The sequence below is a fragment of the Streptococcus panodentis genome (genome assembly GCF_017884005.1).
Classification (GTDB): domain Bacteria; phylum Bacillota; class Bacilli; order Lactobacillales; family Streptococcaceae; genus Streptococcus; species Streptococcus panodentis.
The window spans coordinates 1-14,048 of sequence record NZ_QFAY01000033.1 but is presented as its reverse complement, the minus strand read 5'-3'; the positions used below and the strand labels follow the sequence as shown (position 1 = coordinate 14,048).

General features: G+C 48.8%; 14 protein-coding genes and 1 pseudogene. 3 read left to right on the top strand and 12 right to left on the bottom strand.

Going from position 1 to position 14,048, the window contains the following annotated elements:
- Positions 1 to 11 precede the first annotated feature (11 nt).
- The 9 genes from rplV to tgt form a co-directional block, all read right to left on the bottom strand.
- Entirely contained in the window at positions 12 to 356 is a 345-nt protein-coding gene (rplV, locus tag DHL47_RS11950) for a 50S ribosomal protein L22 (protein WP_009443859.1), read from the bottom strand.
- Between the two features lie 11 nt (positions 357 to 367).
- Positions 368 to 649, bottom strand: a complete 282-nt coding sequence (rpsS, locus tag DHL47_RS11945) for a 30S ribosomal protein S19 (protein ID WP_000533766.1) — start codon at positions 647 to 649, stop codon at positions 368 to 370.
- A gap of 103 nt (positions 650 to 752) precedes the next feature.
- Positions 753 to 1,586, bottom strand: a complete 834-nt coding sequence (gene rplB, locus DHL47_RS11940; RefSeq protein ID WP_128837600.1) for a 50S ribosomal protein L2 — start codon at positions 1,584 to 1,586, stop codon at positions 753 to 755.
- Between the two features lie 17 nt (positions 1,587 to 1,603).
- Positions 1,604 to 1,900 (bottom strand): 50S ribosomal protein L23, encoded by a 297-nt coding sequence (locus DHL47_RS11935; RefSeq protein WP_128837599.1) that lies wholly within the window; start codon positions 1,898 to 1,900, stop codon positions 1,604 to 1,606.
- Positions 1,900 to 2,523, bottom strand: a complete 624-nt coding sequence (gene rplD / locus DHL47_RS11930) for a 50S ribosomal protein L4 (RefSeq protein WP_128837598.1) — start codon at positions 2,521 to 2,523, stop codon at positions 1,900 to 1,902. The genes DHL47_RS11935 and rplD overlap by 1 nt, the downstream gene beginning before the upstream one ends.
- A 24-nt stretch (positions 2,524 to 2,547) precedes the next feature.
- On the bottom strand, positions 2,548 to 3,174 hold the full coding sequence (rplC, locus tag DHL47_RS11925; protein ID WP_128837597.1) for a 50S ribosomal protein L3: 627 nt from the start codon (positions 3,172 to 3,174) through the stop codon (positions 2,548 to 2,550).
- A 203-nt stretch (positions 3,175 to 3,377) separates the two neighbouring features.
- Positions 3,378 to 3,686: a 30S ribosomal protein S10 gene (gene rpsJ, locus DHL47_RS11920; RefSeq protein WP_002894478.1), complete on the bottom strand. Its 309-nt coding sequence runs from the start codon at positions 3,684 to 3,686 to the stop codon at positions 3,378 to 3,380.
- Between the two features lie 378 nt (positions 3,687 to 4,064).
- Positions 4,065 to 4,691: a uridine kinase family protein gene (locus tag DHL47_RS11915; protein WP_209552043.1), complete on the bottom strand. Its 627-nt coding sequence runs from the start codon at positions 4,689 to 4,691 to the stop codon at positions 4,065 to 4,067.
- Positions 4,692 to 4,713: 22 nt separating this feature from the next.
- On the bottom strand, positions 4,714 to 5,856 hold the full coding sequence (gene tgt, locus DHL47_RS11910; protein WP_209552042.1) for a tRNA guanosine(34) transglycosylase Tgt: 1,143 nt from the start codon (positions 5,854 to 5,856) through the stop codon (positions 4,714 to 4,716).
- Positions 5,857 to 5,995: 139 nt separating this feature from the next.
- Between tgt and DHL47_RS11905 the strand changes: the two genes are divergently transcribed.
- Positions 5,996 to 6,835, top strand: coding sequence for a DUF975 family protein (locus DHL47_RS11905; RefSeq protein ID WP_209552041.1), 840 nt, complete (start codon positions 5,996 to 5,998; stop codon positions 6,833 to 6,835).
- 36 nt (positions 6,836 to 6,871) lie between these two features.
- Here the strand turns inward: DHL47_RS11905 and DHL47_RS11900 are convergent.
- The 3 genes and pseudogenes from DHL47_RS11900 to polA all read right to left on the bottom strand — a co-directional run.
- Positions 6,872 to 7,381 (bottom strand): annotated as a pseudogene (locus tag DHL47_RS11900) (kinase); the annotation flags it as partial.
- 1 nt (position 7,382) lies between these two features.
- The gene (locus DHL47_RS11895; RefSeq protein WP_209552040.1) at positions 7,383 to 7,820 is read right to left on the bottom strand and encodes a CoA-binding protein; all 438 of its coding nucleotides are present in this window, start codon (positions 7,818 to 7,820) and stop codon (positions 7,383 to 7,385) included.
- A 330-nt stretch (positions 7,821 to 8,150) separates the two neighbouring features.
- Positions 8,151 to 10,799: a DNA polymerase I gene (gene polA, locus DHL47_RS11890; RefSeq protein ID WP_209552039.1), complete on the bottom strand. Its 2,649-nt coding sequence runs from the start codon at positions 10,797 to 10,799 to the stop codon at positions 8,151 to 8,153.
- Between the two features lie 97 nt (positions 10,800 to 10,896).
- Between polA and DHL47_RS11885 the strand changes: the two genes are divergently transcribed.
- Both DHL47_RS11885 and DHL47_RS11880 read left to right on the top strand, forming a co-directional pair.
- Positions 10,897 to 11,451 (top strand): histidine phosphatase family protein, encoded by a 555-nt coding sequence (locus tag DHL47_RS11885; protein WP_209552038.1) that lies wholly within the window; start codon positions 10,897 to 10,899, stop codon positions 11,449 to 11,451.
- A 194-nt stretch (positions 11,452 to 11,645) separates the two neighbouring features.
- Complete coding sequence (locus DHL47_RS11880; RefSeq protein WP_209552037.1) at positions 11,646 to 13,886, top strand: SEC10/PgrA surface exclusion domain-containing protein; 2,241 nt, start codon at positions 11,646 to 11,648, stop codon at positions 13,884 to 13,886.
- Positions 13,887 to 14,048 lie beyond the last annotated feature (162 nt).

Genomic DNA, 14,048 nt, shown 5'->3' with positions numbered 1-14,048 from the left:
ATGTTACCTCCTTATTTTTCTGCAACGACCACTGTGATGTGGCTGGTGCGTTTGTTGATTGGCGAAGCTGAGCCTTTCGCACGCGGACGGAAACGTTTCATAGTCGGTCCTTCGTTTGCGAATGCTTCAGATACTACCAAGTTAGCTTTTTCCAAACCAAAGTTGTTTTCAGCATTAGCGATTGCAGAGTTCAATACTTTTTCGATAATGCCGGCAGCTTTGTTTGGAGTGAATTTCAAGATTGCGATTGCGTCAGCGACGTTTTTACCACGGATATTGTCAAGAACTAGACGAGTTTTACGAGGTGAAACACGCACTGTACGAGCCATTGCTTTAGCTGAAGTAATTTCTGCCATTTATGTTCTCCTTATTTTCTACGTGTTTTCTTGTCGTCTGCAGCATGACCTTTGTAAGTACGAGTCGGTGCAAACTCACCAAGCTTGTGACCTACCATGTCTTCCTGGATGTAAACAGGTACGTGTTTACGTCCGTCATAGACTGCGATTGTGTAACCGATGAAACTTGGGAAAATCGTTGAACGACGTGACCAAGTTTTGATGACTTTCTTCTTTTCGTCATTAGCCTGAGCTTCAACTTTTTTCATCAAATGCTCATCGACGAAAGGTCCTTTTTTAAGACTGCGTCCCATTTTTATATTTTCTCCTTTAAATAAGTACCACAGCGGCCTGCACTGACCAAGCAGCGCTACCGAGCTGGCGGATCTGCTAGCTGCTTAGGCGGCTAGTTTTTCATTATTTCTCGTTGCGGCGGCGAACAATCAGTTTGTTTGATTTCGCTTTTTTGTTACGAGTTTTCAGACCAAGAGCAGGTTTGCCCCATGGAGTAGATGGCGCTTTGCGGCCGACTGGTGCCTTACCTTCACCACCACCGTGCGGGTGATCGTTCGGGTTCATAACAGAACCGCGAACCGTTGGGCGGATGCCTTTCCAGCGGCTGCGTCCAGCTTTACCAAGATTGACAAGGCCATGCTGTTCATTTCCGACAACACCGACCGTCGCACGGCAAGTGCCCAAAATCATCCGAACTTCGCCGGATTGCAGACGAACCAGTGTGTATTTGCCTTCTTGTCCAAGAACCTGAGCAGATGCACCGGCAGCACGGACCAATTCACCGCCGCGGCCTGGCTTCAGCTCAATGTTGTGAACCAGAGTACCAACTGGGATGTTGGCAAGCGGAAGAGCATTTCCGACCTTGATATCTGCTTCAGGACCTGATACGATGCGTTGGCCAACTTCAAGACCTTTTGGCGCAATGATGTAAGCTTTGACCCCGTCAGTGTAGTGCACCAAAGCGATGTTAGCTGAACGGTTTGGATCGTACTCGATTGTCTTAACAACCGCTTCGACAGCATCTTTGTTCCGTTTGAAGTCAATCAAACGGTAGTGGCGCTTGTGACCGCCGCCCTGATGGCGGACAGTGATGCGGCCGTTGTTGTTCCGGCCCGCTTTGCTCTTCAGTGAAACGAGCAGGGTCTTTTCTGGAGTGCTGGTAGTAATTTCAGCGAAATCCAAAGAAGTCATATTACGGCGGCCGTTTGTTGTTGGTTTATAAACACGAATTCCCACGATATTTCCTCCTTAGATTATTCTTCTTCAGCAGCGAACAGCTCGATTGCTTTAGAATCAGCTGCCAGCGTGATGATGGCTTTTTTAGTTTTGTTGGTAAAACCAGTATAACGTCCAACGCGTTTTGCTTTTGGTTTTACATTGATAGTGTTGACGTTGGCAACTTTTACTCCTTCGAAAGCAGCTTCAACAGCCTGCTTGATCAGAAGTTTGTGCGCGCGGGTATCCACTTCAAATACATATTTTCCTGCCTCCAGCTGAGCCATTGAGCTTTCAGTGATAACAGGCTTTTTGATGACGTCATACAAATTCATTATGCAAGAACCTCCTCAATTTTAGAGATAGCTGCTTGAGTGACAAGAAGTTTGTCGCTGTTTACGATGTCAAGGACACTTGCAGTGGTTGCCGTTGCAACTTTCACATTTGGAAGGTTGCGGGCTGAAAGTGCAGCAAAGTCATTGCCTTCTTCAAGGATGACAAGAACTTTTGTGTCAATGCTCAGTGCGGCCAGCACTTTTGCAAACTCAGCAGTTTTTGGAGCTGTAAATGAAAGGCTGTCTACAGCTACGAATTTGTTTTCAGCAACTTTTTCAGAGTAAACTGATTTCAGTGCCAATCTACGAACCTTACGCGGAAGTTTGTAGGCATATGAACGAGGAGTTGGGCCGAATACGACACCACCGCCGCGCCATTGCGGAGAGCGGATAGAACCTTGACGAGCGCGTCCGGTTCCTTTTTGACGCCATGGTTTGCGTCCGCCGCCTGATACTGCAGAACGGTTTTTAACAGCGTGAGTTCCTTGACGGAGGCTAGCGCGTTGGCTGATGATGACATCAAAGACAACAGATTCGTTTGGTTCGATACCAAATACTGCATCGTTCAGGACCACTTCACCAGCTTCTTTACCAGTTTGGTCAAATAATGTTACGTTTGCCATTGTGACTGATTTCCCCTTTCTTTATTATTTACCAGCTTTAACTGCTGACTTGATAGTGATAAGAGATTTCTTAGCACCAGGTACGTTTCCTTTGATGAGGATAACGTTTTTCTCTGGAACAACCTGTACGATTTCAAGGTTTTGAATGGTAACGCGGTTGCCGCCCATGCGTCCAGCCAGGTGTTTGTTTTTGAAAACACGGTTAGGCGCAACTGGCCCCATTGAACCAGGACGACGGTGGTAGCGTGAACCATGAGCCATCGGACCGCGTGATTGGCCGTGGCGCTTGATGACACCTTGGAAACCTTTACCTTTTGAAGTTCCTGTTACATCAACAACATCACCAGCTTCGAATGTATCGACAGTGATTTCTGCTCCAACTTCCAAGCCTTCAATGTTTTTGAATTCACGAATGAAGCGCTTAGGAGCTGTGTTAGCTTTCGCTACATGGCCTTTGGCAGGTTTGTTGCTCAATACATCACGAAGATCGTCGAAACCGACCTGAACAGCGTTGTAACCATCTGTTTCAACTGTTTTTACTTGAAGAACAACGTTTGGAGCTGCTTCAATAACAGTTACAGGGATTAATTCGCCAGCTTCAGTGAAGATTTGCGTCATTCCCACTTTTTTCCCTAAGATTCCTTTTGTCATGAGAAAATGTTTCCTTTTCTATAAATTATTCAAAAAGTTTTTAACGAGCGTTTTTCATGCTCAGGATTAAGATACCAAGGGCGTCAAGAGCCAAGCAAAAATAGGAAACTAACGCCGTGTTCGATGAACACTAGGAAGTTTATCTTTTTTGCACAGCTCTTAGCCCGTGTTCAGTTTCACTTGAACGATTTCTTAATGTTAGATTAAAGTTTAATCTCTACGTTCACACCGCTTGGCAGATCCAGCTTCATCAGCGCATCAACTGTTTTTTGAGTTGGGTTGATGATGTCAATCAAGCGTTTGTGGGTACGCATTTCAAATTGTTCGCGAGAGTCTTTGTATTTGTGAGTCGCGCGAATGATGGTGTAGAGGCTGCGCTCAGTTGGAAGTGGGATTGGACCCGCAACTTCAGCACCTGTACGAGTAGCAGTTTCTACGATTTTTGCAGCCGCTGTATCAAGTGTACGGTGTTCGTATGCTTTCAAACGGATACGGATTTTTTTGTTTGCCATCTTTTTCTCCTTTTCGTCTATTTAAGATAATAGGCTAGCTCCGCAAAAAAACCGACAGGCGGTTGCGTGGCAATGCAACCGAGCGTGTCGCAACCTCTTGCATCAAAGCTACACGCTGTATTTTTACAGCACCATAGTATCTTAACACAAAGACGCAGGCATTGCAAGGGATTTGAGAAATTTTTTAAAGATTTTCCGGATAATTGTTGCTGAAAGTGGTTTCCAGTCGACATAACGGTGAAATAAAGGAACCGCGTTAAGAGTTTTTGACCAGAACAAAGCGAGACTGAAACACTTTTATACGGTATCTTCCCAAAGATACATCCCTCTGTGGGTGAGGACGCAGCCATCATGGGAGTCTGTCCCAGCCTCTCTCTGTTATTTTTCTTTTTCGATTCGAAATTGGTTTTGCGACGTGTTTATCAGAAAATCCGCTTCGCTCTCAGTCTGTTTGTAATAACAGCGATATTGGTCCCGCCTAGTCTGATGAGCTTGACGGACAAACTCCTGATCCCGATGACGATGGGCTACATCTCTGTCAAGGCGCCTCTCTAATTCGGTCTCATCATCTGTATAAAAACAGATAGACAGATCAAAAAGCTCCTTGGGCAGAAAGGCTGCCGACATGCCTTCGACCAGCAAAATCGGCTTATCTGCTGATAGACGCCGGCTGGGAGACCAAGCTGTATGAATCGTCAGCATATCCAGACCGGACTGCAGAGCGCGAATATCCCGCTCTAAACTACTGAGTTCATGAACCGCTGGCAGACAGGCCGTAACTGTTTGATGGGGAAAATCTCTGGGCGCCAGCAAATTCCGATAGCCGCCCGAAATAACATAAGGATCTGTTTCCAGCAGATTGGCCCGCTCTTTTCCCAGCCCTAACTGCAAATCCCGCGCAAATGTCGACTTCCCGGAAGCCCCGTGCCCGAAGATTCTCAGACTATGCCTTTGACCGTCCGACAGATAGGCAGTCAAATATTCCAATAATGCCGTTTGGTCCATTCCGTTCTCCTACTTAAAAACATTAGAAATTGCGGCTGGACTTGTTGTAGCCATAGCGCTCGACAAAATCTTCACGGAATTCCAGCAGGTTGTCATCCAGAATAGCCTGCCGGACTTTCTTCATTAGATTGACCAAGAAATAAAGATTATGATAGCTGGTCAGGCGGATGCCAAAGGTTTCATCAGCCTTGAGCAGGTGACGGATATAGGCCCGCGTGTAATTCTGACAGGTGTAGCAGTCGCAGTCATGATCCAGCGGCGTAAAGTCTTCTTCAAACTGGGCATTTTTCACCACCAAACGGCCCCGGCTGGTCATACAGGTGCCGTTTCTGGCAATCCGGGTCGGCAGGACACAGTCAAACATGTCAATCCCGCGAATGACGCCATCAATGAGGCTGTCCGGAGCTCCCACTCCCATGAGATAGCGCGGTTTATTTTCCGGCAGCATCGGTGCAGTGAAGTCTAAGACAGCATTCATTTCTTCATGCGATTCACCGACAGCCAGCCCGCCGATTGAATAGCCTGGGAAGTCCATGCTGACCAAATCCTGAGCGGACTGACGGCGTAAATCCTCAAAGCCTGCCCCCTGCACAATGCCAAAGAGACCTTGGTCATGGGGGCGGCTGTGAGCCTTGAGTCCACGCTCCGCCCAGCGGCTGGTTCGCTCAATGGACTTCTTGACATAGTCATAAGGCTGGTAAAACTGCGGGCATTCATCAAAGGACATCATGATGTCGCTGCCCAGATTGTTCTGAATGGAAATGGCCTTTTCCGGCGACAGAAACATCTTGGAGCCATTGAGGTGATTTTTAAAAGTCACCCCTTCCTCGGTGATATTGCGGCTGTCTGCCAAGGAATAGACCTGAAAACCGCCGCTGTCCGTCAGAATAGGCTGGTCCCAGTTCATGAACTTGTGAAGACCGCCAGCTCGGGCAATCAGCTCATCACCGGGCCGCAGCCAGAGATGATAGGTATTGGCCAAGATAATGCCAGAGCCCATCTGCTTGAGCTCCTCCGGCGACTGGGTCTTGACCGTAGCCTGGGTACCGACCGGCATAAACATGGGCGTTGGAAAGGTGCCGTGGGGAGTGATGATCTCCCCCAGACGGGCACCGGTGTGTTTTTCTTTCTTGATTAAGCGATATTGAATCGGCGAATCTGACATTATTACCTCCGAGACCAGGAAAGACAGTCCTAGTCCATTCTATTGCGCGGCTAATCCGCCGCATACCGTATGATTTTATCAAAAAATGCTGCGTCTGTCATCAGGTATGTTATAATGAAACAATAGAAAAGGAGTTTTCATGAATTTACAGGAGATTCGTGCCGAGGCACGCAGCATTCGCAGTCAGACAAGGGGAATCTTTCTTTTATTTACAGGTCCGACCCTTATTTCTATCATCAGCTACCTGCTGGCCTTAGACCTCAACCTGCGAGAGATCATCCCGGCCCTTTCCTTCCAGCAGACAATCGTCTTTCTTGCCAGCCGGGAAATTGGGCCGCGCATCATCCAGTTTATCCTGACTCTGCTGTTTTTGTCTGCCAGCTTCAGCTTGATGGAAGTAGTCCGTAAAAAGAGGGAGGAAGTCGGATTTTCTGATATTAACCGAATTTTCTCCAAACCGCTTTTCGGCCCCATTTTTGCTACTATGCTGGTCAAGCAGCTTTTGCTTCTCCTATGGAATGCTTTGACCTTAGCCGGTTTACTGCTGACAACTTTCAATTCCTATAAAACGATCAGCATCTATAACAGAATTCCCAACCCCAGCTCCCTGACAAGTCAAAGCCCGGAAGTTCTGGAGATTCTCCAATATGCCCCCGGCATGTTTTTAGGCTTGCTCCTCATGGCAGCCGGCACAGCAGTCTTTATCCCACAGGCCTACGCATATTCTCAGACTGACTATATCCTCTATGACCAGCTTCATGCCGGTACTTATAAAGGCCCCTTTCAGGTCCTCCGTCAGAGCCGCCGGCTGATGAAAGGCTGCAAATGGGACCGTTTCCTGCTGGATCTGAGCTTCATTGGCTGGTATATCCTGATTGGTCTGACATACGGCATCGCAGGCATAACCGTCTACCCTTACATAAGCGCGGCTCAGGTTCTCTTTTATGAGAAGATTAGACAAGAGAAAAAGCTGGGCTGATTGCTGCTTAGCACCTATATAAAAAGGCTGAAGTTCGTTGAACTCAGCCTTTTCTACACCCTTCAAATCCCGAACAATCCGATCAAAAGCCGCTTCCAGACTGTCCCCATCTCTAAAGAAGGCGGCCTCCCAGCCCAGAAAATCTCGCTCCTGCCACCAGCGCCGCATATCGTCTGGGGAAAATTCCTGCTGCTTAGCTCTGGTTCGGTGGCGGCGGACAGTTTCTTCAAAGGATAGGCCATAGTAGTAAGCAAAGACATGCGGAGCGAAGAGTTTTTTCAACTGCTCTAGCATCTGTCCGTAAATATCTGTCTCATAAAACCCTTCTACCAAGACCAGTAAATCACGCTCATAAGCAAAGCGAGCCAGTGTTTCCGTCAGGTCAATAGATAAATTTCCAGGCTCGACTTTTTCCTTGAGCATGTCCCGCCTGACGGTATCTTGGGAAATCAGCAGCGTGCAGCGGCCAAAATGTTCCTGCAGCCTGAGGCCCAGCGTGGTCTTGCCAGAGCCGGAGTTGCCGCGGATAATGACTAGTCTGGCCATCTCACTCTCCCAAAACCAGCCGGCTGTGTTCGCGCTTGATGCAGCGGTTCATGACCATATCGTCCCGGCCGGCCGCTCGCAGAATCTGCTCGGCTTCTTCATTTTCCAGACCCAGCTGGGCCCAGAAAATCTTAGCATCCGCCGCCAAAAAATCACGCGCCGCATCCGGCAGAAACTCACTGCGGCGGTAAACATCGACAATATCTACCGGAAAAGGGATGTCCTGCAGGCTGGCATAGACAGTTTCGCCCAGAATCTGACCGCCTGCCGCCCGCGGATTGACCGGGATGATGCGGTAGCCCCGCTGCTGCATCTCCTTTGACACACGATGGCTGGTCGCTTCCTCTCGGTCGGACAGGCCTACAACAGCAATCACCTTGCTGCTTTCTAAGTAGTGTTTAACAATTCCATCGCTGGGATTTTGAAAATGATAGGTCATGGATTTCCTCCAATTAGTTGATAGCATATTTTGAAAAGGCTTTCCGAAATAACATCCACCCCAGAGTCGAAAAGTTTTGCTCCGGGGTAGATTTTTAGCGTATAGATGAGCTCAACTGAATCCGGCCTAAACACTGTGTGAAAAAGATGGCCGTCCTCGCATTCGTCGAATGCTTCATCCGTTCCCTATTTTCACTTTGTGTTTTACGCCCTTGATATCTTAGTTGAATCCGGCCTAAAAACTTGAGAAAATAGATACATTCTCCTAAAATCATCGATGCTTCGTCGAATTTCCTAATTTTTTCGTTTTTTACGGCCTCTGTATCTTGTTTTACTTCGCTTCATACCAAGTCTGGCCTGCATTTTCATCTGCTTCCAGCGGTACTTTGAGTTCAATAGCGGCTTCCATAATGTCCTTGACCAGCCGGCGGACGGCTGACAGCTCCGTATTGGGCACTTCCAGAACGATTTCGTCGTGGACCTGCAGCAGCATGCGGGCTTGGTATTTGCCCTCGGTCAGCGCCCGGTCCAGATTGATCATGGCCACTTTAAGAATATCCGCCGCGCTGCCCTGAATCGGGCTGTTGATGGCCGTCCGTTCGGCAAAGCCTCGGACATTGAAATTGCGGGAATTGATGTCAGGAATTTCCCGGCGGCGGTGAAAGAGAGTTTCTACATAGCCCTTGTCCCGCGCCTCGCGTACGACATTTTCCATATAGGCCTTGATACCGGGATAGCGCTCAAAGTAAGTGTCAATATAGGATTTGGCCTCCTTGCGGCTGATGCCCAGATTATTGGCCAGGCCAAAGTCTGAAATACCGTAGACCACTCCAAAGTTGACAGCCTTAGCATTGCGGCGGTCATTGGCCGTCACATCCTCCGGCTTTTCGATGCCAAAGACCCGCATGGCGGTCGAAGTATGGATGTCGGCTCCGTGCCGAAAGGCATCAATCAAATGCTCATCACCCGAAATATGAGCCAGAACCCGCAGCTCAATCTGAGAATAATCCGAGCTGAGCAGGACGCTGTCCTCCCACTCTGGCACAAAAGCCTTGCGAATCAGGCGGCCCTGCTCCAGACGCACCGGGATATTCTGCAGGTTGGGATCAACACTGGACAGGCGGCCGGTCTGGGTCAGATCCTGCACATAGCGGGTGTGGATCTTGCCGTCAGGCAAAATAGCCTCCTGCAGACCGATGACATAGGTAGACTGGATCTTGGCAATCTGGCGGTATTCCAGAATCTTTTCAACGATAGGGGCAATCGGTGCCAAGCGCTCCAGCACATCCACGGCTGTTGAGTAGCCGGTCTTGGTTTTCTTGGTCAATTCCAGCGGCAGGCCGAGTTTTTCAAAGAGAATGGAGCCCAGCTGTTTAGGGGAGTTGATATTAAATTCTTCGCCTGCCAAATCATAGATTTCCTGAGTCAGCTGGGCCAGAACCCCCTCATTTTCAGCCTGCATGGTCTGCAGTGTTTCCCGCTGAACCTTGATGCCGGCGATTTCCATCTTGGCCAGAACAAAAGCCAGCGGCTGCTCCATCTCCAGCAGCAAATCCAGCTGGTCATGCTCCCGCAGCTGGTCAATCATTGGCGCTTCTGTTTCCAGCAGCACCGCGACTTTTCGGGCCAAATGGCTGAGCAGCGCCTCATCATCCGGCAGAGCCCGTTTGGCGCCCTTGCCGTAAACCGCCTCATCAGATGCCAAGGCTGTGCGGCCGTAAAGGCCGGCAATGGTCGCAATCTCATTATTGTCCACCGTGGACAGGAGATACTTGGCCAGACGGCTGTCGAAGGCAGGCCGGGAAAGCTCAATGCCCAAACGGCTGAGCAGCACCTTGGCTCGCTTGAAATCATAGACCTTGAGGGCTGTTTTTTCTAAAAAGTCCTTAAAGAGCGGCTGCTGCAGCAGACGGGCATCTCGGCAGGCATAAATCTTTTCTGCCGTTCCCCAGGCAAAGCCGACCATATCCTCAGCGTGGTAATTGTCGCCCAATAGTTCAAAGTGAAAGAAAGCCGCTGCATCCAGCATATCAGCTGTGACTTCCTTTACTTCTTCATAGCTGATTTCCGCCGGTGCTGCTGCCGGTGCCGCCTCAGCTTCCAAGGCCTGCTTGAGCTGCCTGAAGCCCATTTCCTCATAGAACTTGAGGAGCTCAGCCACCTGCGGTCCGCTGTAGACCAGATCCTCCAGCCCGATTTCAATCGGTGCCTGAGTATCAATGGTCGCCAGCTTCTGAGACAGGAAAGCCTGTTCCTTGTCCTTGATCAGATTTTCCTTCATCTTAGAGGCCTTAAGCTGGTCAATATTGTCATAGAGATTTTCCAGCGAACCATACTCCCAAAGGAGCTTGAGGCCGGTCTTTTCGCCAATCTTGGTCACTCCAGGGATATTGTCCGACTGATCGCCCATCAGCGCCTTGAGGTCAATGAACTGAGCCGGAGTGATGCCCATTTTCTCCATGAGATAGGCAGGAGTAAACTCTTCAAACTCGGCCACGCCTTTCTTAGAAATCTCCACCACGGTATTGTCATCAGCCAGCTGAATCAGGTCCTTGTCGCCGCTGACAATGGTCACATCATAAGGCACAGCCGTCTTTTCGGCCATTTTATCCAAGGTTCCGATAATGTCATCCGCCTCGTACTGGGGCAGATCGTAGTAGCGTATGCCCAGATAGCCCAGCATTTCCCGGATAAAGGGCAGCTGCTCGCGGAATTCATCGGGTGTCTTGGCCCGGCCGCCCTTATAGTCGGCATACATCTCAGTCCGAAAAGTGGTCTTGCCGGCATCAAAAGCGACCAAAATGTGGGTCGGCTGCACCCGCTCCATGAGGTGATTGAGCATGAGGTGGAAACCATAGATTGCATTGGTATGCAGGCCCGACGGACTCTTGAAGCGGTCTATCTGATTGTACAGTGCAAAGAAAGCACGGAAAGCAACGGACGAACCGTCGATTAACAGTAGTTTATTCTTATTTTCCATAGGAATATTATAACACGAAAGGCGGACAAAGACAGAAAAGGCGGTGTGGAAAATAGCAGAAAATGTGATGAGAGCTAAATTTTGATACAATCATCTTATGAATAATACCTACTACTTTATCCGTCATGCGCACTCGGCTTACAGTCCGGACGAAGCCGGCCGTCCTCTGTCAGAAACCGGCAGGGCAGCACTGGATCAGCTGGATTTTTTGACAGAAAAACCCATCACCGCAGTCTATTCCAGCCCTTATCAGAGAGCCATACAAACAATCGAACCGCTAGCTCAGAAGCTAAACCTCCCCATCCAAATCGATGAGCGCTTGGTGGAGCGGAAACTAAGCAGTCAAATGATTACTGACCAAGAATTTGAAAGCTGCCTGAAACAACTTTGGTCGCAGCCCGACTTTGCCCTTGCAGGCGGCGAATCCAATCTGGCTGCTCAGAAACGTGCGCTAGGCTTCCTTCAGGAGCTGGAAGCAAAACACCATCAGGAGCACATTGTCCTCAGCTCCCACGGCAACCTCATCTGTATCCTTTTACAATACTTTGACCCCCAAATTGACTATTATTTCTGGCGCAGACTAGCCATGCCTGATGTGCTGATGGTAGGGCAGAAGGACACACTTTCCCATCCTTTAAAAAAGGACAGCTGATTTCCAGAGAAGCAAAGTTCCAAACGGAAGCAATTGTGCCGGAAGATTCAGCCTGTGGGATGGCAAACCGTCAGAATCACCATGCTTTTTTGGAAGTGCTAGAATAAATCTGGAATTTTTCTTATAAAAATATGGAAATAATTTGACATTTAAAGCTTTTTCCTTTATACTATTAACATGTTAGGAGGGAAAAGATGAAAAATATTCCAAAACACTTCATTTTAGGCGCAGCCATTCTTGCCAGCGCCGGTATCACGCAGACCGTAGCTGCAGATACGGCTTCAGCAGATACAGCTGCACCTGCAAGTCAAGACAAGACAAGCCCTGTCAGCCAAGCAGCCGTTCAGCAGCAAAGCGAGCAGGTCAGCAAAGCTAAAGAAGCCGTTGATAAGGCTAAAGAACAAGCGGATGCAGCTGAAAGCAAGCTTGAAACAGCCCAAAAGGACAATGCGGACGCAAATGCACAAAATATTGCACAAGCTCAGGCAGCTGTGACAGAGGCTGAGGAGAAAGTCGCTCCGGCTGAAACAGCAAACAGCCAAGCTCAAGCTGCTCTTGATGCCGCCAAAACTGCAGAAAATACGCAGGCAACTACAGCTCAGGATGCTCAGGCCAAAGCGGCTCAGGCTGAAACTGAAACAAAAGCGGCTCAGGATGCGGTGGCTGCAGCGCAAAAAGCTGTTGATGAGAAACTGATAAACGAAGAAGTCGCCAAAGCAAAAGCTGAACTTGACAAGGCTCAAAATCACCTGACTTCTTACCAAGAACAGCTGAAAACAGCCGAAGCTGAGGATGCCAAACGCCAAGCAGCAATCGACCAAGCCCAGGCAGATATAAAAGCGGCTCAGGCTGAAGTCAACGAAAAACAAGCCAAAGTTTCTTCGCTGGACCAAGTTCACAATACCTTCACCCTCTCTCCAGCCTATATCAATGCCATCAAAAGCAATAATATCAACGGAACTTCCAAATTATCAGCTGAAGCACAGGGAACTCTTGCCACAGAAGCGGCAAGGCTCAAATCCAGCAACAACTACATCAGCAGCCAGAAAGATGCACAGCGTATGGTCAGCATCAATGCCATTCCCAGTGACATTCTTTTGGAAATCAACTACTATGCTCAGGATCTGATCAATCAAATCCGCCAGCAGGCAGGCACCGCACTGGTCACCCTAACCCAAAACAGCATGGACTATGCAGCAGCCTTGAGCAAAGCAGCCCAAGAAGAAAAATATACCTCCCTTAAAAAACAGCCTGTGACTTCAGGTGTATCCATCCCAGAAGCTGTGGTGGCTAAATTCGGACTGAATCAGTTTGGATACAGACCATCCATCACTCATGAACTTGGTTCATATCCTAATCTGGCCAGCCAAGAAAATGTATCTGTCGATTACCTGAAAAAAACCATCTACGATACTATAAAATTCCAGCTTTTTGATCTGGGAGACAGCATTGGCGAACGAAGCACCATTTCTGCTCAAAAAACAGTTGGACATCTTGACCGTCAGAAAAAGGGTGCTTATATGGGGGTAGGATTCAGCAATGATGGGATTATCAACCGCATCCAATTCCTGCTGTTCCCAAACAACAGCAGCGACATCAAAGATGCTTCTAAAATCACAGCAGCCTTGATCAATCCAAATACAGATCTCAAAGAAGCGGATGCTGCCCGTAAAGATTTAGCGGCTTCACAGGCTAAGCTAGACGCAGCTCAGCGTGCCTTGACCAACGCCCAGAACAAGCGGGAGGCTGCACCATTGCTTCGCGAAGTTGTTCAAACTGCTAAAGACCAATTAGCCAAGCAAGAACGCGCTTACGAAACAGCGCTTGAAAACAGCAAGAAAACGGCCTCTGAAGAGACCAAAGCCAGACTTGCTGCTCTCGCTCATGCACAGACAAGCTTGAAAGAAAAAGAAGCAGCACAAGCAAGAGCCCAACAAGCTGCCGAGGCAGCCAATGCAGAACTTGCTGAACTCAAAGCAGCTACCGCTGCAGCCCAAGAAAAGGCTGCCGCTGCAGCTACAGCCTTGGCAGAGGTGAAAAAAGCTGTTCAAGCTGCACAAGATTATGTTTACCGCCTGCAAAATGCTCCTGCCCTTCTCAAGAAAGCAGAAGCAGATCTCAATGAGGCAAAAGCAGATCTGGCCAGCAAGGAAGAGGCTTATCAAACCGAAAGTGCAAAACTGGAGGCTTTGAAAGCAGCTCTCGCAGCGCTTGAGGCAGAAGATCCGGCCAAACTGGATGTGAAAGGCGAACAACAAGTCCTAAAAGTAAGGGCAATCGGAAGCAAGACAGGGGTCAAACCAGCTCCAATCTATCAGGCACCGGCTGCAGCTCTGCCTAAAACAGGCTCTGCCCAATCCCCCCTGGCCCTTGCAGGCATAGGACTGCTCTCTGCACTGGGTCTGGCTTTCGGAAAACGCCGCAAGGCTGAATAAGACCGCTGAAAAGCAGGACTCTCAAAAAATATAACGAGGCTGGGACAGACTTCCACGATGGCTGCGCCCTCACTCGCAGAGAGATGGCGGTGGGACAGAACTAAATTTTTAAAAATTTAGTTCCCTTCACTCTTTTGTTTCTAAGCTCAGGCTGAAAAGGTC